Source organism: Cupriavidus sp. CuC1, from assembly GCF_044627735.1.
Taxonomy (GTDB): Bacteria; Pseudomonadota; Gammaproteobacteria; order Burkholderiales; family Burkholderiaceae; genus Cupriavidus; species Cupriavidus ulmosensis.
Genome location: NZ_JBIUHC010000070.1, coordinates 24001 through 44087, shown reverse-complemented (window position 1 = coordinate 44087; position 20087 = coordinate 24001). Strand labels below are relative to the sequence as shown.

The following is a 20087-nucleotide window of genomic DNA, read 5'->3' as shown; positions in this document are numbered from 1 at the left end:
TTCTCATGGGCACGGCCGCTTTATTCTGCCACGGGCGTTCCAAGCATTCAGCGTCGGCGTACCGCAAAAAACGACTCAACGATATGGCGTGTTGTGGGATTGACGACGATCTCATCGATCTCCGCAAGCGAGAACCACTGGCAACGCTCAATTTCCTTGCTCGGCTTCGGAGCGGCAGTCTTGCCGATGTTTGCTCTAAAAACGTGATGCACCGTCGTCGCGCCGACTACCTGAAACAAGAAGCCAAGCCCCTTGGCGACCAGGGTCGTCTCTTCCTCCAGTTCTCTGCCTGCTGCATCAGCGAATGTCTCGTCCTTGCTCGGGCGACCACCAGGCAGAGCCCATTTGTTTCCGTCCTTAGAAACAAGCAGCACACGGTCGCCGCGAGCGCAAACTACTGTGGCCCTGACCTTCGATTTCACCATCCGCCCGTACACTAGAAGTCTTGCCAAAATGCATCATACCAGCTCTTCGAGACAATGTTTCTGCGCTAAAATGGCCGCGGTCATCTCGCGGTCATCTAATCGAATGGCATCGACGACCTGCCGCACACGCGAAAGGGATGTATACACTTGGTTATTGTCCTGGTGGTTGTCTTGGCCATCCTTGGCGGGATCGTCATGATGCGCTAGACCGTCGCATGCGGTCGCGTCCTTGCCGCCGCCGCTGAGGGGGAGACTGGAGACCCGGCAGCGAATGTCGGGAGGTCCGCTTGACCGACAAGGGGACGGCCGCCGCTGACCGCATGAATGATCGCCTGCTCCTGTTCCGAGGTCCAATACTTGAATACCCAACGGCCAGGTAGCGTCGCCCCTGCTATGGGCTTCTACGAGTTCAACTATGAATCCGGGAAGGCCGTGCGCTGACGCATCGCCGGTTTCACGCGCCCGGCAAGAGGAAGTCAGCCCGACCGAGGCAGGCCGGGCTTCAGAGGATCGCTGCAGCAGGATTAGGCGGAAGTCGAAGTCTTCTTCGAGGCGGTACGAGCCGTCACGCCGACTTGCTGTGCGGCATTCGTTGCCACAGTAGCGGCGGCCTGGATATTGGATTCAGCAAATTCCACGGCTTGTGCCGCGGCCTTCTCGACCGACTCGTAGGCATTGTCGGCGGCGGTAATCGCCGACTTCACGATCGCCACGGCCGATTCCGTGCCGGCCGGCGCATTCTTGGCGAGGTTGTCGACAGTCTCTCGCAGGTTCTGTGAGCCCTCAGTCAACATAGCCCTTGCCACTTTGGCGAACTCTCTCTGCGCTTCCGATGTGATCTCATAGAGGTGGCGGGCGTAAGCCATAGCCTTCTCGCCAGCCGGCTGCACCAGCGACGCGTGGACCTCAAGCAGATCCCGCGGCTCCTTGGCGGAGAGCGCGCGCTTAGCGCCGTCCAGATTTTCCGTCAGAGCCGTTTTCGCGACTTGTATATTCAGCTCAACGAGCTTCTCAAAGCCTTCGATGGCCTTGGATGTCAGGCTGCACAGGGATTCGAGGTTGGATCGTTGTACCGACAAGATTTGTTCCTGAGTAAAGATCACGCTGCTCTCCGATGGTGAATGATTTTTCGCTCTACCGACACGCGTTTGGACACTCAGTCGTCTTCACTTAAAAGGCGGGCACTGATGGTGAATCGCGTGTGAAGTAGACCTCTATGTGCTCCCGCGATACGGAGTCGCAAAGGGGGCAGAACCATGTTCCGCCCCGTCGGTCATTGCATGTGCTGCCCGCCGTTGATCGCAATATTGGATCCGGTCACATAGGCCGCATCCTCGGAGCACAGATAGGCAACCAGGGTTGCCACTTCCTCCGGTTTGCCAAGGCGCCCCACCGGAATCTGAGGCAGGATCTTTGTATCCATGATCTCCTGCGGCACGGCGGTGACCATCTTGGTCGCCAAGTAACCCGGAGAGATCGTGTTGACCGTCACCCCCTTGCGAGCCACCTCCAGCGCGAGCGACTTCGTGAACCCGTGCATGCCCGCCTTCGCGGCCGCATAGTTGGTTTGCCCGAACGCGCCCTTCGAACCATTGATGGACGAGATATTGATGATGCGCCCCCAGCCCCGCTCCACCATGCCTTCACACAGAGGCTTGGTCACGTTGAACACCGAATCCAGGTTGGTGCGAACCACGGCGTCCCAGTTGACCTTATCCATCTTCTTGAAGGCCATGTCGCGGGTGATGCCGGCGTTATTAACCAAGATGTCGACCTGGCCGACCTCGGCAAGAATCTTTGCCATCGTTGTCTGGCAGGCATCGTAGTCCGCAACGTCTAGCGCGTACGCACGGAAATTGCGGCCGGCAGCTTCCATGGTGGCTAGCCAGTTGTGCACATTCGGGTTCCCTGGCGTGTGAGTCACGACCACGTCGTAGGCGGCGTCGTGCAGCCTAACGCTGACAGCCTCCCCCAAACCTCCCATACCACCAGTCACCAATGCAATTCGTTTCGTCATCCGGCTTGTCTCTGTCAAAGTTTGTATGACCCCTATCTTCCGACCGTCCCGCCGATTCTGTGTTCGGCTTTCGACCACTACCACCACTACCACCACGTATGCACATGGCGCCAACAAATAACGCTGCCGCGACAGGCTAGCGCGGTTATTTTTCCGTTCTGTGTCATTCGACTGTTTGGGGCACCGAATGGCTAGATACCGGCTTGGCCGGACAACTCTCTTTTGGGTGATGGCGCTGCAATCACCACAACCGGGAGGTAAGGCGCGCGAGCCAACCGCGCAACTCGTCTGCTCGAATGTCTTGAAATTTACCGCAGAGAACCAGGGCGAGATCCGACTGAAGCGTCTCGAGCATGGCTGCAGCGTCGGACAAGGTCATGCCCGCGGCTCTCATACATACCGTCATGTCCTTCACGATTTCCGCCTTTAACGGAATTTCCTCGGCGTCCGCGAAGCCAAGCAGCGCGTAGACATTGGTCGTCCCATACTCGAATCGAAACATGTGGCCCTCCTCTTTTGTTGTTCTTCAACATGGCCCTGGAGCGTCGATGCGCCAATATGGTGCCGGCTGAGGGCAGGATTATTGGTGCATACATTCGATAATACAAATCGGGTAAACACTAGGACGCTTATGGCCGCAAGTAGTCCACGGACCCAAAGCGATTTCATCACCTCGTAACAAGGACAAGGGGCTGGAGGCCAGTCGGGCCAATCGTCCAGAAGTTGCGAGGAAGGCGCATTGTCGCGACAGCCAGCGAAGACTGATCTCAAGGGGGGCGGACGAAAAAAGCCAGAGCGAGGCGGGGGCATCGGTCCGGTCCTGTGCGGCGGCGCATAAGTGGTGCAGACAGGTCCCCTGCAGATCTGTATTAAAGCCCTCAAAAACTGATATGAGCACCTTGAATGTCACGCGCTGCAATGCAGCGCGATTGTCTGTGCGGTCGGATCTGGTAAGGCCTTAGATACTCACAAGGCCTCCGGCAGGTCCGGAACACAAGCAGGCAACAGTGCTGCCTGAATGCCTCGATGATGTTATTGCCGAGGAGTTAGGGCGGCCAGGCAGGTTGCTCGACACGATCTGGTCGACAGGGAGGGCGCTGGGAGAGGGGAATCGCGTTCGAATATGCTGCGGTCTGCACTGCGATCCTCTTCGGCCACGAAAGCGTTGGTGGCTCAGTCCATGGTGAGAAGATGGCAAGCTAGCGCACGTTGGCTACCCAACTGCACATGCGTGTGTGCGGCGGCTGCGATTTAGTTCGGCGCGTAAGTCTTCCCCTGAACCGCCATAGATGCTGCGGCAAAGTTCGCCTGCCAGTCCGGAACTTCGCCTGCGTTTTGGCGCCAATCAAGCGACACAAACTGTTACCTGTCATATATTGAGGAGTCTGATCCGACGCAAGTACCATAGCTTCCCCCGACGAACCCGGCAAACATAAGAACACGCGGGAGGCGAATATGCTGAGTCCTCATGAAATCGCCACACTGATCTTGGTCAAGGATTCTCCTGACCCTTTTTACTTGGACCCCATGGCAATTGACGCGCTGGTAGGGCACCAACTCGTCACGATTGAGAAAGGCTCCTCAGGCCAAGCAAGCCCTCGTCTCACCCATCGCGGACAGTCCGTCCTCAAAGCAGTCGGGCGACGGGGCTAAGGCGCACGTCCTACGCGACATAGCGCAACAGCGGCCAGTCGAAAGAAGGTATTCGGCACCAGGCGCTTATCCTCGGTACCCCCACCTCCGAGGGGGTTCGCAGCGTGGATACGTGGCGCAACAATAAGCTTGAATCTTGAAAGCGCCCGAGAGCGTGCAAGCACCGCCAAGACGGTGAAGGGCGCCCCACCATGGTGTCCGCTGTTATTGGGCTTTGGCCGCCTGCTCTCTCATGGTCGGCCTCTTGTATCTAGCATGGGCGGTGCTTATGGCAGCGCACCAGGGTGATGCTGGCGCACTAAGCGAATTGGAACAATGCGCGCCGCGGGCGTACGAGTGCCATGGGGCCGACTTTGTAGCGGTGGCGTTGGCCCCAAGCATCGAAGGACACAAATTCCGGCGCCCAACTGAGAGCCAGCAGGCGCCGTATGTCCACGCCATCGACCACGAGGCCGCCAGATGCGACCGTCACACTTTCGCAGTCCAGACGATATTCAGTCCTGCCGCGAGCGCCTTGCGTCGATTCGAGAAGGATTGATGCTGGATGCTGCGTCATTGTGACGTGACAAATTCTTGGAGGAAGAACTGCCGTCCGCTGCCGGTTCCGCGACCTTCTCGTCCGTTGGATTTTGCAAAAGAGTTTCCGCTAAGCGGGATGGCGAGCCAGCCGGTTGCCCCATGGGTTGGGAGACGCGAGCATAATTTACCGCTTTTCCTTGTTCGGCGCCAGGCGAGGGTCCCGCCAACGACCCGCCAACGGGGCATTCTAAGCTTTGGAAGGCTAGACATATGCATTTCCTTCCAGCGACCGGTTGAGTTCTCGATCAGTGTCACGGCACTGCACTCTGTTCGAGAAAATGCATCGCCTATGGTTGGATCCTGGCAAATATGGAAAAACCCGGGCGCATTACAGAGCCTGATGTCCTCTCGCTGCGCTTGTGGCGCACAATCTTCTCATAAAAATTCCGTACCCTCCAGGGGGACAGCTTCGGTTCCTCTCTGATCGGCTGGTCTGTCGATACGACGACCTGTTGCCTTATGCAATCCCGATAAATCCACTGGCCCGTTGGCATCTACCGTCGCCCGCGCGGCCAAGGAGTTTGCCCCAGCCACCCGCTCGCGGGAGCGCGAAGACGCTCTGGGCTTCGTGCCGGGGGGGCGGCACGCCTGATAGTTCGCCAAACTCTTTTTAAGGATGCCAATTTCCGGGGTGAACGAAGGGCTCAAGCCGACCCTTAACGGTTGTCGCCGCTTGCTATTGCGAATGCCTGAAACTTGCCGGAAGCGGGCGGCGAGGGATGAGAAGCCGGTCGGCCACTTCCCTTCACGGACATTCGGGATTGATTCTTTGAACGTCTGAAGGAGCTAGTAGCGCCCCTTCGCGCTTGCATGGCGATGACGCTAGGGAGCTACGCCGCGGAGAAGGCCTGTTCGATAGAGCGTGAAGTCCTGCACCGTTTTCCACGCCCGGCGCCGACGAAGCTGGGGCGGTTCATCGACAAGCAAATGCACGGCGCCTTTGACATGTCCTCGCCCCAGCCTCGTTGCGCTGATGCTGGTTCCCAACAAGGCGATTCCCGGGCCAAGCGCGGCAAAGCTGCTCGCCTTGCTTGGGAGGAAACCGGTCCCCGCGGACGGCATAGAGGCCGTCTCATTCCCAGGAACAGTTTTCTATTTCAGGCGTGTCAAATGCACTGACCGGGGGCGGGTCGGCGTATTTCTCGATATCGACCAGAGCCGTTTGCGCCACCGAGCCTTGCGTCAGGCGGGAAGTCCCTTTGTCCAAGGTCACGACATTCGGATTGCCGTGTTTCTCGAGCGTGCCGGGCTGACCGGCATGCAGCGGGTCATACCAGGCACCAGTGGCAATTTGAAGCACTCCGGGCAGGAGGTAGTCCGCAATCACAGCGCCCGCCAGGAAAGCCCCGCGCTCGTTGAAGATTCTCACGACGTCGCCCGCGCAGATGCCTCGCGCCGCCGCGTCGACGGAATGGATAGCGATCGGCTCACGCGAGGCGATCTTGCTCATCCTGCTGGGCAGGGCGGGGTCAAGCTGGCTGTGCAGGCGCGTGGCGGGCTGATTGGACAACAGATGCAGCGGAAACTTCGCCGCCTGCGAACCACCCAACCATTCTTCGGGTTCCAGCCAGGCAGGATGGGGCGGGCAATCGTCATAGCCGAACTGCTCGATGGTGCGCGAGTAGAGTTCGATCTTGCCGGAGGGTGTCGCGAGAGGATGGCGTACCGGATCACAACGGAATGCCTCCAACAGCACGGGCCCGACATCCGGCTGGGGAAAAACAAACTGCCCGGCGGCCCAGAATGTATCGAAGTCAGGGGGGGAAAAGCCAGCATTCCGGGCTTTGCCCGCAGCCACGCCATACATATGCCGCAGCCAGCCCGATTCATCCCTCCCCTCTGTATACGATTGACCGAAGCCAAGCTTGCTGGCCAGTTCGGCAAGGATGTCAAGATCGTTTCTTGCGCTCCCTACATGGGGGATAACCTGGCGCATGGCGAGCCAATACGGCGAATTCTCGTGAGCAAGAATATCGTTGCGTTCCATTGTCGTAGTGGCCGGCAACACGATGTCGGCATGCTTGGCCGCCGGATTCCACCAGGGTTCATGGACAATCACGGTATCGGGGGTCTGCCAAGCCTGCAGAAATCGGTTGAGATTCGCATTGTGGTGGAACGGATTGCCGCCGACGGAATAAAGCAGCTTGATCTTCGGTAGAGTGATCGTCTGCCCGAAACACTCAATCTGCTGTCCTGGATGCAGCAACATGTCCGCTACCCGACCAACCGGCACATAGGTCTTGACTGCATTTGGCCCAAGCGGAAGCGTTGGCCTGGGCATGCCCTCGACGCGCGGCGCCATCATGCCGTTCACCGCGCCGAAGCCTATGCTGAAGCCGCCTCCTGGCAGTCCTATCTGGCCAAGCATGGCGGCCAGCGTAATCACCATCCATACCGGCTGCTCGCCATGATCCGAGCGCTGCACCGACCAGCTCAGATTGATCATGGTGCGGCTGGCGGCCATTCTCCTGGCAAGCGCTCGAATCTGGGCTGCGGGAACTCCGGTGATGCCCTCAGCCCATTCCGCATTGCGTGGGCCTCCGCCGCCTCGTCCCAGCAGATAGTCCTCGAAGTAGCGGTAGCCTTCGCAATAGCGGGCCAGGAAGTCGCGGTCGTGCAAACCTTCCGTCGCCAGAGTGTGGGCGATGCCCAGCATCATGGCGGTATCGGTTTGCGGCCGTATCGGTATCCAGTCTCCCCGCAGCCCGGCCGGCAGGTCGGCACGGGATGGGCTGATGCTGACGAACAGGGGACGCCCGCCGCTTACCTTCTGATACCAGTCCGGGTTGTCATGGACGACAGCACCGCCGGGGTCAAGCTGGGTGTTCTTCAGGGCGGCTCCCCCGAACATCACCATCAGTTGCGTCGAAGCGGCCACTTCTGGCCATGAGGGCACCAGTTGGGTAATGTCGCTGCGCCCCAGGACATACGGCATGATGCCCAGCGCCGCGCCAAAACTATGATTGCCGCGCTTGTCCACATACCCGCCATGTAAACCCAGAAAGCGCTTCAGCACGCTGGGGCCGTGATGCAGCCGCCCGGCGCTTGCCCATCCGTAAGACCCGCCGTAGATGGCCTCGTTCCCATGCTCCGCCTTGACACCGGCGAGTGCTGCGGCGGCGAGGCTCAGCGCCTGTTCCCAGCTAGCAGGCACAAACGAATCGCTGCCACGGCCTCCCCCTTTGCGCGTGCGCAAGTAGCCAGACCGGATGTAGGGCTGGTCGATGCGCAAACGTCCACGCACGATCTCAGGCAGGCCGCCGACAAAGGTCGCAGGATTTGGATCAGCGGCGAATGGCACAGTATCGACGATCGCGCCGTGCTCGTTGGTAATTACGTTGTAGACGCCCCAGTGGGAGGCTGTCTGGACAGATCGGAGCGTCACGGTCATTCCCTCGCAGTTTAATCCGCCTGAATCCGCAGTTCTCGTATACGCTGGCCCAGCTGGTCGTAGTCCGACGCAACCTGGGTTCCCAGACTCTCGGGCAGCCCTCCGGCGGGCACCGCAGATAGCCCGGCCAGCTTCTCGATCACGTCGGGCAAGCGCAGTACCTCGGCCAACTGCTCATTGAGCAACCGCACTACTGGCGCCGGTGTGCCCGCAGGGGCGAAGGACGCATTCCAGGCTCTCAGCCGCACCTCGGGATAGCCGGACTCCGCGATGGTGGGCACGTCGGGCAGGAAGGGCGAACGGCCCGGATCGGCAACCGCGATGGCTGCCAGCTTACCCGCCCTGAGATACTCGCGTGCGACGCCGACAGTGACGAACGCGACGGGAATGTGCCCGGCGACGACGTCGGTAACCGATGGCACGACCCCTTTGTACGGTACATGTTGCAGCTTGGCCCCCGTCGCCCGATTGAGCCATTCGCCAAGGATATGCATGGGCGATCCCGAGCCAGAAGTGCCATACGTCAAGGCTTTGCCTTGCTTTGACGCTTGCAGCACGTCGGCCAGATTCTTGAAACCTGCAGAAGGATTGGCAACCAGGAGCATGGACGACGTGCTCGTCTGAATGACGGACGCGAAATCCGTGACCGGGTTGTAGCCAACGCTGTCCGCCCGTTTCAACACCAGCGGGGCCGTCGCGAACGTCGACGGCGCAAATAGCAACGTATAGCCATCGGCCGCCGCGTGCGCCACATAGCTACTACCGACCATGCCCGAAGCACCCGCGCGATTGACGACAAGCACCGGCTGCCTTAGCCGCGAAGCGAGCTTTTCGCCGTACAAGCGTGCCATGACATCGGTATCGCTGCCTGGTGGATAGGCGACCACGATGGTGATAAGCTTCTCCGGAAACCGTTGTGTGAAGCCCGTCACGCTCCATGCGAGGCCAGTCAATGCCATAGCTGCCATAAGCTGACGGCGGGTACTCTCTATCATGACATTCCTCCGTTACATCGCAGGAACTATATGGATCGCGTCCATGCGGCGCCGCCTGAAATCAGTCAGTTTTCGGCGAGGAACCGACATATGAAGTCCGTCCCGCTCACTCTGCCCGTCGCGATGGATGGGGAGCTGTTGCGTGCGGTGGTGCGTGAAGGCAAGTCGGGGGAAACTTCACTCCATACTCACGCGTGTGGCCAGTTGCTCTACCCGGAACACGGCGCCACTCTGCTCGAGACCGAGCATCACCTGGTGCGCCTGGGTCCTAGCCAGGCGGCATGGATTCCGCCGCAGATGCCACACGCCGTGCTTATGGAGCGTCCCTACCGCTATCACAGCGTGTATATCGATGCGAGCCTGCTTTCCGAGCCGGCGTTCTCGGTAACCTTCGTCAGCCCACTGCTCAGGGAATTAATACTCGATGCCGGGCGTTGGGCCGAACTCGCTATCCGGCCCGAAGTGCGCCACTGGAAAACCCTCGTCATCGTGGAAGAAATCTGCGAGGCCCCTCGTGAGGCAGCTGGCGTGCCGATTCCGGACGATCCGCGTATCGCGCTCATCTGTCGCGCGCTGGAGAAAGACCCTGCGGATACCCGCACACTGGCGGAATGGGCAACACAGGCAGGCGCTAGCGAGAAAACCCTGCAGCGCGCCTTCTTGAGATTAACGGGGCGGTCGTTCCAGCAATGGAGAATTCATGCCCGCATGACCAAAGCGCTGGAACTGCATCGCCAGGGGTATCGACGCCTCCTCGATATTGCCGTTGCCCTAGGTTACTCCGGCGAAGGCGCTTACGCCCATGCGTTCAGGCAATTCTTTGGTTATTCGCCCGGTCGGCTGAAAAGGCGAGGTTTCGCCTCAAAGTCCGCTGACGTGGCTGAAGCCGACGTTCGAACGATCGGGTGACCGCACGGGCCAACGACGCTTCCTGGCCGAACTCGGCCTTCCTATCGTTCCGTGAACTATACCGTCACCGCCTCGGCTCCCCATCCCGCACGCCACCAAACAGAAGAAGCCCCTCCCATATCCGCGTCGCCTACGACACATATCGGGCGTCAAGCAATGCCGGCGGCATCGACGGGCGACCGGTGCCGACTGCTCTCAGGACAGGCATGGAGCGGGTGCAGTGGCTCGAACAGGGGAACTCTGATCTGAAAAAATCCGAGCTGGTCTAGCAACTCTTACGATAGGCCTACAGCGCGGTATCGGCCGTTGCCATTCACGGCAATCCCCGGAAATAGAAAGCCCGCCGGCGCCCCACAAGGGGGAGCACGGCGGGCGTGGGTTTCAGATTGATGGGCTAACGGTTAGCCCGCCTCAACATCATTTGCGAGGGTCGACGGCCCTGAGGTCTCATCGCTACCATTTTCGGACAGCGCTTCCGCATACGCTGCGTCGATTTCCTCCACGTCAGGCTCGTCATTGAACGGCCCCGAGTGCCACACTCTGTGCCTTCGCGCTTCATGTAGAGCGCGTCGCGTGGAAGCGTGCCAAGGAACCGCTGAATTGCAACCGCTTTCTCCAAATCCAGCGTGCACGCGAGGCCCAGTGCATCGCGGGCCCATATCGGTATGAAATTGCTCTCATAGACGAAAAGTCGTCCGCGTTCATCGGACAACACCACGCTATCCTTCAGATATCGAGATACGTCGTCCGTTAGCCTCACACCCCTTGCCAGGATGATGTAAGTCATCGAACGATTGCCCATTTCGTTTCTCCTATGATCGCGAGAAGCGCTCCCCGTACGGGAGCTTTTCCCGCACGGGTTAAGATTTCTGTTGATTGATGGGTCGATTGCCCCTTGAGGAAACACCCCAATGGTGGGGAGCGTCTGATTGCGTTGGGCGAGGCCCGAGGATTGCTAGCGGGTTACGCGCATGGCGCCGCCGCTGGACACGAGCATCACCCGATCGCCAGGGGCAAACGGTTGATCTGCATCCTGCGTGATGGCCACAAGTCGCCCCAGATCCGTGCGAACGACAATTTCGTAGCCCTGCCGGCTGGGGTTCGACGCGCGTTCAGCAACCTGCTGCGCAACGATACCCGCAACTGGGCCGGCGATGGCCGCAGCGACATACCTGCCACGGCCACCACCGATGGCCTGCGAGCCAACGACGGAGCCCACGATCGCACCGGCAATGCCGGCAAGACCCGAGAACGCGCCATAGCCCGGCGTCACGCTACCCTGGATGATGACAGCACGCACCCGTACGACCGACGCGTGCTCGACCTGGCCGCCGTGCAACGCCTCCATGCCTCGGTAGACATTGGAGGACGTGTGCTCGACGGCGCAGCCGCTCAGCATGGCGATTGCGGCAAGGGTTGCAAAGAGCTTGTTCATGGTTTCACCTTGATAGAGGACGGGCGAAGCCATGCCATCGGGCATGGACATTCGCCCGATGGGACTTGAGGGAACACGCCACAGGCCGTGGCGCGGGTTACTGCATTGCTGTGTTCAAACTGCGGTTGCCTGCGCCGCACCGGTGCGGCTGCGCGGCGACTTGCGCTGCTTGCTGCTTTCCTTTTTGCTCGGGCGCGGAACTTGGTCAACGTACCCAAATCTCGCCCAAGCCGCCGGGTCCAGCGCCAGCGGATTGGTCCGGCCGGTCGCCAGGTTGACGAACACCCCCGAATACGGGAGTGCGCCGGTGCGATAGAACGTCCACAGCAGGTTGAAGGCTTGAACACCAATCGCCTGGTTGATGACCAATGACTGCTTGCGCAGTGCGTCGGCCATCGAGCAAGACGGCGCGGTGTCTTCCTTGTCGCCAGCCGGGTCGACCAGATCCGGGAACAGGTCCCCAACGTGGGGCAGGCGCCCCGGGTGAGGTTGCCTGATTTCCCCCAGGATGACCTGGCCACGATCCGTTTCGTTGCCGCAGTCGAGGTAATAGGCTCCCCCGCCCTGGCCGCTCGCCGACAGAATCGCTTTTCGCGCTGCACGGGTATCGACGCACCCGATCACCAGATCGGCGTGCACTGCCTCGGCGGCGTCCAGTTTGCGGGGTACCGCGACCCATCGTGTGCCCATGAGGACGTTGAGCCGGTTGACCAGCAACAGCGCCTTGTAGCCGCCAACGTCCGCCGGGTAGAAACCCTGGCGGCCGACATTGGTTTCGCTCACGGTGTCGTCGTCGTAGACGGTGCAGTCAATGCCACCGGGATGGCCGAGCTCGAGCATGGCATGGTGCAGTCGCGCCAGGTTCGGCAGCAGGGCGCTGCCCGTGCCGCCGGCACCGACCACGACCACCTTCCACGCCCCATTGATCATGCACGGCGGAATCCTATGCTGCAGCAAAGTCATTGGCTTCTCCAACGGCATCCAACCAGGACACCGGAATGTTGCGGGAACGCTCGAAGATCCCCTTCGCGCAGAGACGCAAGGCGACATCCATGCTTCGGGTATGACAGCGGCCAAGCACAACCGCAAACTTCACGTCAAAGCGATCGTCTTGGTCATCGGTCGTTGAGAAGCCAGCGGCGAAACGCCCGTGCGAGTGGCAATCGGCCACCAGGACTTCGCCGTCGGGGAGTTGCGGCCGGTCGTAGCGGAGGCTGGCGCTGTCATGCGACAGCACGACCACCGGCACCAAGCGAAACACCTTGGTCCCGGGGTTCCAGACAATCCACCCACCAGTTTCATTGGGACGCGCCGCCCTCGCCTGCTCGGCAAAGGCGCCGATCAGCTCTGGCGGAACTCGGCCGCACAGCAGTTCGGTCACCTCCTCGACAACCCCATAGGGGATGGCCGTTGAGACGGCGTAGCTGCTGATGCGGCGGATGAGCCGGATCCAGGGCCGAAAGATCTCGATGAATACGCCGTTGCTCGCGACAAGCAAGCGCTCGCCTGCTGTTGTCATCTCTGCGACGGGCTCCCTCGTTGGGACCATGACGGTCGGGAAGGAGCGTTGCAATGTGGAATCGAAAGGGTTCATGGTTATGTGAGCTCGTTGGCGATCAGATCGCCGAGAGTGTGTTTGAAGGGAACGAGGACGTCCTTTGGGTATGCCTTCCCGAACGCGCCGTCCAGCATGTCTCTCCAGAACGCGAACACGCCGCGCTTGTAGGCAACCCGTTTGCCGCCGTGGTTGGGATGCGTGAAGGCCGAGTTGAAAAATGCATCCTCCCAGCCACGAATCGCGCTCACGCCGATCCTCGCAGGGACCTTTGCGGAGCCGACGCAGATCTCTCCGGCGTCCCAGGTGTTGAAGTAGGGAGGCTCGTAGAGCTTCGTCTTCGGCGTCGGCCTGCCTTCGTCCCGCAGGGCGAACACGCGGAATCCGTCGACAGCGGCCTGAAACACAAGCCCGGGGTGCGGCACGATGCTGCTGCGATTGCCAAGCTCCTTGCACTGGAAGAACACGCGACGCGTGCACGGCGGGCACCACCAGGTCACTGCATGCGCTCCAATGGACAACACGGTCGCAGGCAGAAACTCCGCCTGTGGGATCGCGTTCTCGGCGAGAGATTGCAGGCACTGCACGAGGCCGAACCGGTCAAGCGGCACACCCGCGCCGATCGTAGGCCTGTCGCCCTTGGGGGCGGCCAGGATCGGGTGGATGGTTCCGTACGAAATGCGTCCGTCCTGTTGGCTATAGAGAAGCACGGCATTGGTGAGACTGATCTCCACGCCGGCAGATCCCATTGCGATTTTTGTCATAGTGGATCCGAAATTGTGAGGTGGCCAAGCACCCGATCAATGCTGGCCAGCGTTTGAAGGGCAAGTTGCCAATCGGCGTACTGGCGGCGGATGGCCGACGCTTTTTGGGCAATCGGGATGAAGCCCATATGCATCGTCGCTTCGCCGCCTTCCCAGTCGAACGTGTAGATGTCGTCGAAGAGTTGCTGGATCCGGTCGTCGTTCTGCCAGACCATGGCCGCCGCGGAGTACACCGGGTTGCCCCGATAGGCGTAGTCGAAGAGGTGCCGCTCGCGGCCGCGGCGAACCAGGTCGCGCAGCCGGATTAGCTCCCGGCACAATCGCCCTACACCTCGCCGACAGGTCAGCATTTCCAGTGTTGCAACGTCGAGTCCAAGACTCCTACGGGATGGGCGTCGGCCCGCTCCTTTCGTCGGTAGGCAAAGGGCTGCAGGCCGCAGCTCTTCCCGCGCCACCGACGGCAGATAGTCCTGCAGCGTCTCGCTGTCCCCGCCATGGCATTCGGTCAGGTGCTCCAGCGCGTCGTCATCGGAAGCCATCTCGTCACCATCCCAGTGAAAATAGGAAAAGTGATGGAGCAGCTCGCTCGGGGTCCGTATCCACGTGGTCTGCCATGACGCCGCTTGGACGAGACGCAAGGCGGTGGCCAACAGTTGCGGGTGCGCGCGCGTGAACTTCTCGGCGCGGGCGTGCAGTTCGAAGATCCCTTCACCATCGCTGCTGACCGCGAGGTACAGCGGGGCGTCGCCAGTAAAGGACTCTGCCTCGTATTGATGCGAAATCTCCGACCGGACGGTATCCGCGTCCATCATGGAGAACGTCAGATTGAGGTACTTGAACGGCCGATGCTGCCGGCCGAACCATTTGAAGAGCGCCTGCGCGTAGGCATCGGCGATCCCGCTGGGTGCCTTGATGTCCCGCGCCCGAAGCGGCGCGGCATCAAACTGCGCGCGCGCCAGCGCCGTCACGGCTTCGGGGGTATGGAAACGTACCTGGCCCCTGACCGCGACGTCCGCCGAGACTTCCGGCAGCGTCAGAAAACCATTGGCAGGTCGATCTGCGGCAGCGGCAGGCCGCTGAAATTGCGGGATTGCGGCGACGCCTCCATCGACGCCGCCACTAGTTTGCCGAGGGCTGAGCAGCATGCTTGCATCTCCTTCGATTGTAAAAAAATCGCCCCGGGCGGCTGATCGAATGCTCTGTCGGGATCCGCCAGGGCTTTCATCAAGTCCCGATGGCGCATGGCTACCCCTTGGCGCCCGCAGCGCGGACGAAGGTGTAAGTTGCCGTCTCCCCCTTGTGCTCGGGGCCGTCCACCTTGGCGGTGGTCAGCTCCGGGTACTGCGCCGAGTACAGGTCCCGCACATCGTCGGGACTGAACGCGGGGCCGGGATCGACGAACGTCATGCCGTTGTAGAGGAACTCGCGCACAAGGCGCGTCACTTCGATGGCCATGGTGTGCCTCCTATTAATCGTCGAGCAATGCGGCGAGGTCCGTTCCCTCGGACTCCGGAGGATGTCCGCCGCCGGCGGGAGCTGCAGTTGCCGGCGCTTCCGCCTCGGAAGTGTCGGCGGACTCTTCTTCATCTTCGCCTTCACTCTCCTCATTCGGGAGCTGCGGCTTGGACTTCGATTTGCCAGCGTTGGCGATCGCCTTCGAGGCCTTCTGCGTTTGCGCGGTCTTGGCGGCATCAAGCACAGCAGTCGTCGCCTCCACTTGCTCGCTGAGCGAGCGGCGTGACGTCGTATACCCGGCAAGCGCGTCAAGGAATCCGGCATCCAGCTCTGCCGGCGTGGCCGTCACGACCAGCGGCAGGCTCAGACCCGCCTCGGTACCACCCTTGACGGTTGGCGCGACGAAGACCGTCATCTGTTCGCCCTTAAGGGCGAGCGTCAGGACAAGCTTCTCACACGACCCAAGCAGGGTTGCAAGTTGTTGGAACATGGAATTTTCCTTTCTCAGAATTGGGGGAAAGCGGTGCCTTAGAACAGCAGCACGCGCGGTACCTTGCCTTCGTACTCGAACTTCTCCACCTTCAGGAGGGCTTCGATCAGCTCGGGCTTCGGCTTGTTGAAGACTTTCGCGGTGCTATCACCGAGCGCGGCCAGCAGGCCGATCTCGTTGGCAACGACCTTCATCTCCGACTTCGTCAGTAGGTCCAGGAAGTCCTTGGAGAGCTTCCAGTACCGACGCAGATCGAGCTTCTGGTATTTGCAAAGGCGCACCAGCGATGGCACATCCAGCCCCTCTATGGCCGCGACAGTGAGCGCGACGGTCAGGTTTTGCCGTTGCACTTCGGTGAGTGCGGCCGCGGTGTCGAGCGCCTTGTCGAGATCAGTGGCACTGCACGTTTCGTCGGGAACGATGCGCTCGTACAACTTGCGCAACAGCGTCCCCTCGATAGTCCGCGCCTGTCCCGCCAGCGCGATGGCAAGCAGGTACTGGTTTGCCACTGCAGGATCGGATGCAGCCTCGCGCCGCAGAAACTTCCGCCACAAGGCAACGCGGTAGTTCTTCACCTTGTCGGTCTCGCTGACGGCCGTGACTGGCTTCTCCGTCGGCGTCGCGCCAGCGGTAGTGCCGGCGCCAGATGCCGCCGCTGCCGTTCCCGTCTTACCGCCCTTCTTCGATGCCGGCGGAGGAACCGCCGCGGCTTTCTCGGCTGCGATCCGCGCGGCTACCTTGCGCGAGTTGCAGGCCGTGTCGAAGCATTGACCCCGGTAGATCTTGCCCATCGAGTCCGGCAGGCCGCTGACGGCAGCACCGAAATTCTGGCAAGCATGGCAGGCCTTGGCCTGCTCCTCACCAACCCCGGTTGCCCCGCCAACGACCAGTTGGATCCGGGTGAACTTGTCGCCTGTCCGCACGATCCGAACCGCCGGAAATTCATCCTTGAGGCCTTGCTCGATCGTAGCCAGCTGCGCCTCGCTCTTGGTGTTGAAGCACGTGCGATTCGTGCAGTTACCGGTGGCGATGGATTCGCCGAACATCTCCGTCTGCAGCGCAGAATTGTGCGGGCACGTTGCACACTCCGTCTGGTCGAAAATGGCGCTCGCCAGGCTGCAGGACACTGTCTCAATTGCCTTCTTCAACTCGGCAACCGTCTTCGACTCGGAGACGATGACAGGCAGGAACTTGTCCTGCTTGTCCTTGGCAAGGGCGGCGAGCAGCTCGGCGTGACCCAGCTGGATCTTGCGCTCATTGAGGGCATTGAGCACCTCATTGCTACAGTTCATGAGTGCCAGGCGTTTGTCGAGCAGCGCGCGGGACCAGCCGAATATGCGCGCGGCCTCCTCCCGGTCGCCTTTGAGTTTGCCGACCATCCTGGCGGCAGCGACCGCCTCTTCAGACGGCGCCATGTCGTCGCGGGCGACGTTTTCAATGATCGCCATCGCCTCGGCCGTCTCATCGTCGACATCCTTGACCATGATCGGCATGTTGTATTCCATGCCATAGACTTCCATGGCGGCGCGATAGCGCCGCTCGCCGGCAATGATTTCGTAGTACCCGTCTTCCACTGGCCGGATGACAATCGGCTGCATAACGCCGCCCGCGGCACGAATGCCAGCGACGAGTTCCGCCATCGTTTTCGGATCGAAATGCCGGCGTGGGTTGTAGCGCCCCGGCCGTATGCGACTCATCGGCAGGGTCGGGGATGCGAGGCTTTCTGGTGTCTCCTGGGGGACAGGAGTGACTTCGAGTATTGCAGGAACTTGCATGTTGGGCTCTCCTGATTTAGAGGTGAACCCATCCCTTGAGGATGTGGTTCCCTCGTGGGCTTAAAGTGCCGCTCCAGCGGCGATGAAAAAAATACTGAGATGCCGTGCATCTTTGGACTGCCTCAGCAGTCCGAAAACGCGGCGCAGTGCCGAGCTTTCAAAGTCGTGGGAAGACCAGTCACACCGTCTACCCTTCGAAAGAGCCATCGGCTTGATAGACCACATGGCGGTTGCCGATGTTGAGCGCCTTGTCGCGCAGGACCTGGGTGAACATGGTCTCCGGCACGGTCACGCCCAGTGCGGCGAGCTTCTTGCGGAAGTAAGAGAGGCCGGCACCCATCGAGGCGGTGTCGTCCAGGTTGTGATAGATGAAGTCCTCCGATCGATCTTCAGACCCATCGCACGGATCCGAACCCTCATCCATGTCGGCAAAGGCCAACTCTGGTGCCGGCGGCGCATTGCAGGGAACGTTCAGACGCTCCACCCACAGAAAGAAGTGGTGCAGCGGCCGGTCCCAGCCGAGAACAACGTCGACGCGGTTGGTCCCGTGGACTGTTTCAAAGTGATGTTGGCTCATGGCAATTCTCCAGGTGTGGCGCCGCGCCAGCCAGATGGCTGGCGGCGGCGGTAACGACTTACAGCGCTTCCAGCGCTTGAAGCGCCTTTTCCTTGGCGTTGGCACCAATGCCGAACCAAGCGGAGTTCAGGCGATTGTCCTGACCGCGTGCGCGGATATGGAAATCGTGGTACTCGGTGACTGCGTTGAGCAGCCCCCATGCCGTACCCCTGACACCGTCCAACCCGGCGCCCTTGCCGGCGCCGTTGAATAGCCCCATGACGGTCTTGTAGCCTCGCGACTTCGTGACATCCGGGGTTGCAATCGAACTCATCAGGGACTGCAGCACGGCGTCAGCCTGTGCGGCCGAGACCGGCTTCTGCGACAAGTTCTTCATGCGGTCGATGAAACTTCCGAAGACCTTCTGGCCGATCAGGCCGAGCTGGTCCTGCACCGCGGTCGGATCGAACTCGGTGTTGTGGCGCACCTTGATCACCGAGGCGCTGGCCAGCGCGGCTTGCGCGCCATGCAGGCTCAGGTGCAGGGTGTTGTTGCAGACCACGCGAACCGAAGTGAATTGCGCGGTTGTCGCGAGCGAGCCATCGCAAGATGTGGCCAGCAGCAGGTAGTTCTTCACCGGATCGTTGTCGACCACTTCCGCGTCGAATCCCGTCCTGGCCAGCGCCCAGATTCGGCGCCCGCCCTTCAGGCTGCCCGCGGTCTCAAGCGTGAAGCCCGAGTGCGCGACCAGGTCGCGGAAGAACTCCAGGACCTCGCCCGGCTGGACGACCTTGTAGCGATCGGAAACCACCGCCAGCGGCGCATTGCTGTCGCTGCGGTAGAGCACGTGATGTTCCGGGAAGTCGTGCATCTGGCCGTTCATGAACTGCACCGTGCTGCGGTGCAGGTGCCAATCCAGCTTGGCTTCGCGGCGCCAGTCCTCGATCGTCGCGTTCTCGGTAAGCTTTTGGCCGAGGCCATGCCACGGCATTGCACCGACGTAGGCCATGGAAGCCGTGCCGTCGAGAGAGAGTTGTAGTTCGTGAGCCATTTGGAATCTCCTGGGTGGCGTTTGTGACAATGCGGCTGGATGCCGCAACAAAAACCAGGAGGTATCGGACCTTCCGTCTACGCCGCTTGTATGGCGCAAACGGAAGCCCCGAGGGGCTTCACGACGTTGTGGGAAGAGGCCTTAGAACCCGAAGCGCGCGCAGCGCATGCGGGCCAACGGACCGGTGATGCCGGCAGTGGCCAACTCGCTGACGAGCGCTGCTATACCCGTGTCTTTGTCCGGTACCGGAGTACGGGCCTGTTCCGCATACGGCTGAACGCAGCACTTGCGGACCAAGAACGTGTTGCCCCGCTGAATGAGCGCGAGCTCGATATCCAGGGTGCGGAAGCCGGCAATCAACAGGCTGTGCTGCTTCTTGGACTTGCGTCCCCGAGACGGGCTGACACCTGCCGCTTCGGGCCTCTCTTCGGGCAGGGCGAGATCCACCCCACCCTGATCGTCTAGGTGCATTCTCATGATTGTTGGTTTTCCTTACTGTGTCTCGCCAACGCACAGGGCGGCGATCACGCTGCGGATGAGCTGTCTGCTGTATTCAAGGCGACTGCCGGACTGCACGCAGAAGTCGACGAGACGATTGGCGCCGTCCGTGACGATCGTGCCGTAAAGTACGAACGAATCGGGAGTGGCCTTATGGAATTGATGGATGCGACCTTCGCTATCAAAAAAGCGCGCGTGATATCGCAAAAACGTACGCGCGATGAAATCACGGTGGTCGAATACGGGGAGTGCGCGGGCCAAATCCCGGCGCTGCAATGCGCCATCGGGATAGATCAGGCCAAGCTCGTCTTGTGTCCGGCAAGTGGGCGAAATGATCCGCGCAATATGCACGGGTTCGTCGCACTCGCGCTCGGGTTGAAGCTTCCCGAGCAGACGCATATATCCCCTGCCTACTGCTAGTTCTGTCATTTCACCCCCTTTCCGGTACCTGCCGCTGCTGCGGCGATTTGAAAAGGGGTAACTGGTTCAATTCTGCATCGTTTTCGGGGTGGCGTGCAAGAGAAACACCCAGAAAATGA

Annotated in this window: 19 protein-coding genes; 1 reads left to right on the top strand and 18 read right to left on the bottom strand. The window is 60.8% G+C overall.

What is annotated here, in order from left to right:
* Positions 1 to 47: 47 nt before the first annotated feature.
* The 6 genes from ACGLHR_RS27300 to ACGLHR_RS27275 all read right to left on the bottom strand — a co-directional run bounded on the left by ACGLHR_RS27300 (position 48) and on the right by ACGLHR_RS27275 (position 9060).
* Positions 48 to 425: an NUDIX hydrolase gene (locus tag ACGLHR_RS27300; RefSeq protein WP_400097332.1), complete on the bottom strand. Its 378-nt coding sequence runs from the start codon at positions 423 to 425 to the stop codon at positions 48 to 50.
* Positions 426 to 949: 524 nt separating this feature from the next.
* A complete protein-coding gene (locus tag ACGLHR_RS27295) occupies positions 950 to 1528 on the bottom strand; it encodes a phasin family protein (protein WP_400097330.1) in 579 nt (192 codons plus the stop codon).
* Positions 1529 to 1698: 170 nt separating this feature from the next.
* Positions 1699 to 2442 (bottom strand): acetoacetyl-CoA reductase, encoded by a 744-nt coding sequence (gene phbB / locus ACGLHR_RS27290; protein ID WP_400097328.1) that lies wholly within the window; start codon positions 2440 to 2442, stop codon positions 1699 to 1701.
* Between the two features lie 241 nt (positions 2443 to 2683).
* A complete protein-coding gene (locus tag ACGLHR_RS27285) occupies positions 2684 to 2944 on the bottom strand; it encodes an XRE family transcriptional regulator (protein ID WP_400097326.1) in 261 nt (86 codons plus the stop codon).
* A 2802-nt stretch (positions 2945 to 5746) separates the two neighbouring features.
* The gene (locus tag ACGLHR_RS27280) at positions 5747 to 8065 is read right to left on the bottom strand and encodes a molybdopterin-dependent oxidoreductase (RefSeq protein ID WP_400097324.1); all 2319 of its coding nucleotides are present in this window, start codon (positions 8063 to 8065) and stop codon (positions 5747 to 5749) included.
* A gap of 11 nt (positions 8066 to 8076) precedes the next feature.
* Positions 8077 to 9060: a Bug family tripartite tricarboxylate transporter substrate binding protein gene (locus ACGLHR_RS27275; protein WP_400097322.1), complete on the bottom strand. Its 984-nt coding sequence runs from the start codon at positions 9058 to 9060 to the stop codon at positions 8077 to 8079.
* A gap of 30 nt (positions 9061 to 9090) precedes the next feature.
* Between ACGLHR_RS27275 and ACGLHR_RS27270 the strand changes: the two genes are divergently transcribed.
* The gene (locus ACGLHR_RS27270; protein ID WP_400097320.1) at positions 9091 to 9969 is read left to right on the top strand and encodes a helix-turn-helix domain-containing protein; all 879 of its coding nucleotides are present in this window, start codon (positions 9091 to 9093) and stop codon (positions 9967 to 9969) included.
* A 955-nt stretch (positions 9970 to 10924) separates the two neighbouring features.
* Here the strand turns inward: ACGLHR_RS27270 and ACGLHR_RS27265 are convergent.
* From ACGLHR_RS27265 to ACGLHR_RS27210, 12 genes are all read right to left on the bottom strand, one after another.
* On the bottom strand, positions 10925 to 11449 hold the full coding sequence (locus ACGLHR_RS27265) for a hypothetical protein (RefSeq protein ID WP_400097319.1): 525 nt from the start codon (positions 11447 to 11449) through the stop codon (positions 10925 to 10927).
* Positions 11450 to 11518: 69 nt separating this feature from the next.
* Positions 11519 to 12367, bottom strand: a complete 849-nt coding sequence (locus tag ACGLHR_RS27260) for a PRTRC system ThiF family protein (RefSeq protein WP_400097317.1) — start codon at positions 12365 to 12367, stop codon at positions 11519 to 11521.
* Positions 12348 to 12998 carry a PRTRC system protein A gene (locus ACGLHR_RS27255; protein ID WP_400097315.1) on the bottom strand — a complete coding sequence of 217 codons (651 nt, stop codon included), beginning with the start codon at positions 12996 to 12998 and terminating at the stop codon, positions 12348 to 12350. Before ACGLHR_RS27255 ends, ACGLHR_RS27260 begins: the two co-directional genes overlap by 20 nt.
* 2 nt (positions 12999 to 13000) lie before the next feature.
* Positions 13001 to 13723, bottom strand: coding sequence for a PRTRC system protein B (locus tag ACGLHR_RS27250; RefSeq protein ID WP_400097313.1), 723 nt, complete (start codon positions 13721 to 13723; stop codon positions 13001 to 13003).
* A complete protein-coding gene (locus ACGLHR_RS27245) occupies positions 13720 to 14868 on the bottom strand; it encodes a PRTRC system protein F (RefSeq protein ID WP_400097312.1) in 1149 nt (382 codons plus the stop codon). The genes ACGLHR_RS27250 and ACGLHR_RS27245 overlap by 4 nt, the downstream gene beginning before the upstream one ends.
* A 100-nt stretch (positions 14869 to 14968) precedes the next feature.
* Positions 14969 to 15178, bottom strand: a complete 210-nt coding sequence (locus ACGLHR_RS27240) for a PRTRC system protein C (protein ID WP_253932986.1) — start codon at positions 15176 to 15178, stop codon at positions 14969 to 14971.
* A gap of 13 nt (positions 15179 to 15191) precedes the next feature.
* Complete coding sequence (locus ACGLHR_RS27235; protein ID WP_400097310.1) at positions 15192 to 15668, bottom strand: PRTRC system protein E; 477 nt, start codon at positions 15666 to 15668, stop codon at positions 15192 to 15194.
* Positions 15669 to 15706: 38 nt separating this feature from the next.
* On the bottom strand, positions 15707 to 17443 hold the full coding sequence (locus ACGLHR_RS27230) for a PRTRC system ParB family protein (RefSeq protein ID WP_400097308.1): 1737 nt from the start codon (positions 17441 to 17443) through the stop codon (positions 15707 to 15709).
* Positions 17444 to 17630: 187 nt separating this feature from the next.
* Positions 17631 to 18020, bottom strand: a complete 390-nt coding sequence (locus ACGLHR_RS27225; RefSeq protein WP_400097306.1) for a hypothetical protein — start codon at positions 18018 to 18020, stop codon at positions 17631 to 17633.
* Positions 18021 to 18078: 58 nt separating this feature from the next.
* Positions 18079 to 19050 carry a DUF932 domain-containing protein gene (locus ACGLHR_RS27220; RefSeq protein WP_400097304.1) on the bottom strand — a complete coding sequence of 324 codons (972 nt, stop codon included), beginning with the start codon at positions 19048 to 19050 and terminating at the stop codon, positions 18079 to 18081.
* Positions 19051 to 19191: 141 nt separating this feature from the next.
* On the bottom strand, positions 19192 to 19527 hold the full coding sequence (locus tag ACGLHR_RS27215; RefSeq protein WP_400097302.1) for a hypothetical protein: 336 nt from the start codon (positions 19525 to 19527) through the stop codon (positions 19192 to 19194).
* A gap of 15 nt (positions 19528 to 19542) precedes the next feature.
* Positions 19543 to 19977, bottom strand: coding sequence for a hypothetical protein (locus ACGLHR_RS27210; protein ID WP_400097300.1), 435 nt, complete (start codon positions 19975 to 19977; stop codon positions 19543 to 19545).
* Positions 19978 to 20087 lie beyond the last annotated feature (110 nt).

What these genes read in the sequence shown, in the direction of transcription:
- ACGLHR_RS27235 (WP_400097310.1), bottom strand. Translation starts at nt 15,668, where the DNA reads ATGTTCCAACAACTTGCAACCCTGCTTGGGTCGTGTGAGAAGCTTGTC.
- ACGLHR_RS27285 (WP_400097326.1), bottom strand. Translation starts at nt 2,944, where the DNA reads ATGTTTCGATTCGAGTATGGGACGACCAATGTCTACGCGCTGCTTGGC.
- ACGLHR_RS27255 (WP_400097315.1), bottom strand. Translation starts at nt 12,998, where the DNA reads ATGAACCCTTTCGATTCCACATTGCAACGCTCCTTCCCGACCGTCATG.
- ACGLHR_RS27220 (WP_400097304.1), bottom strand. Translation starts at nt 19,050, where the DNA reads ATGGCTCACGAACTACAACTCTCTCTCGACGGCACGGCTTCCATGGCC.
- ACGLHR_RS27225 (WP_400097306.1), bottom strand. Translation starts at nt 18,020, where the DNA reads ATGAGCCAACATCACTTTGAAACAGTCCACGGGACCAACCGCGTCGAC.
- ACGLHR_RS27230 (WP_400097308.1), bottom strand. Translation starts at nt 17,443, where the DNA reads ATGCAAGTTCCTGCAATACTCGAAGTCACTCCTGTCCCCCAGGAGACA.
- ACGLHR_RS27215 (WP_400097302.1), bottom strand. Translation starts at nt 19,527, where the DNA reads ATGAGAATGCACCTAGACGATCAGGGTGGGGTGGATCTCGCCCTGCCC.
- ACGLHR_RS27265 (WP_400097319.1), bottom strand. Translation starts at nt 11,449, where the DNA reads ATGCCCGATGGCATGGCTTCGCCCGTCCTCTATCAAGGTGAAACCATG.
- phbB (WP_400097328.1), bottom strand. Translation starts at nt 2,442, where the DNA reads ATGACGAAACGAATTGCATTGGTGACTGGTGGTATGGGAGGTTTGGGG.
- ACGLHR_RS27260 (WP_400097317.1), bottom strand. Translation starts at nt 12,367, where the DNA reads ATGACTTTGCTGCAGCATAGGATTCCGCCGTGCATGATCAATGGGGCG.
- ACGLHR_RS27240 (WP_253932986.1), bottom strand. Translation starts at nt 15,178, where the DNA reads ATGGCCATCGAAGTGACGCGCCTTGTGCGCGAGTTCCTCTACAACGGC.
- ACGLHR_RS27275 (WP_400097322.1), bottom strand. Translation starts at nt 9,060, where the DNA reads ATGATAGAGAGTACCCGCCGTCAGCTTATGGCAGCTATGGCATTGACT.
- ACGLHR_RS27210 (WP_400097300.1), bottom strand. Translation starts at nt 19,977, where the DNA reads ATGACAGAACTAGCAGTAGGCAGGGGATATATGCGTCTGCTCGGGAAG.
- ACGLHR_RS27300 (WP_400097332.1), bottom strand. Translation starts at nt 425, where the DNA reads ATGGTGAAATCGAAGGTCAGGGCCACAGTAGTTTGCGCTCGCGGCGAC.
- ACGLHR_RS27245 (WP_400097312.1), bottom strand. Translation starts at nt 14,868, where the DNA reads ATGCTGCTCAGCCCTCGGCAAACTAGTGGCGGCGTCGATGGAGGCGTC.
- ACGLHR_RS27280 (WP_400097324.1), bottom strand. Translation starts at nt 8,065, where the DNA reads ATGACCGTGACGCTCCGATCTGTCCAGACAGCCTCCCACTGGGGCGTC.
- ACGLHR_RS27270 (WP_400097320.1), top strand. Translation starts at nt 9,091, where the DNA reads ATGGATCGCGTCCATGCGGCGCCGCCTGAAATCAGTCAGTTTTCGGCG.
- ACGLHR_RS27250 (WP_400097313.1), bottom strand. Translation starts at nt 13,723, where the DNA reads ATGACAAAAATCGCAATGGGATCTGCCGGCGTGGAGATCAGTCTCACC.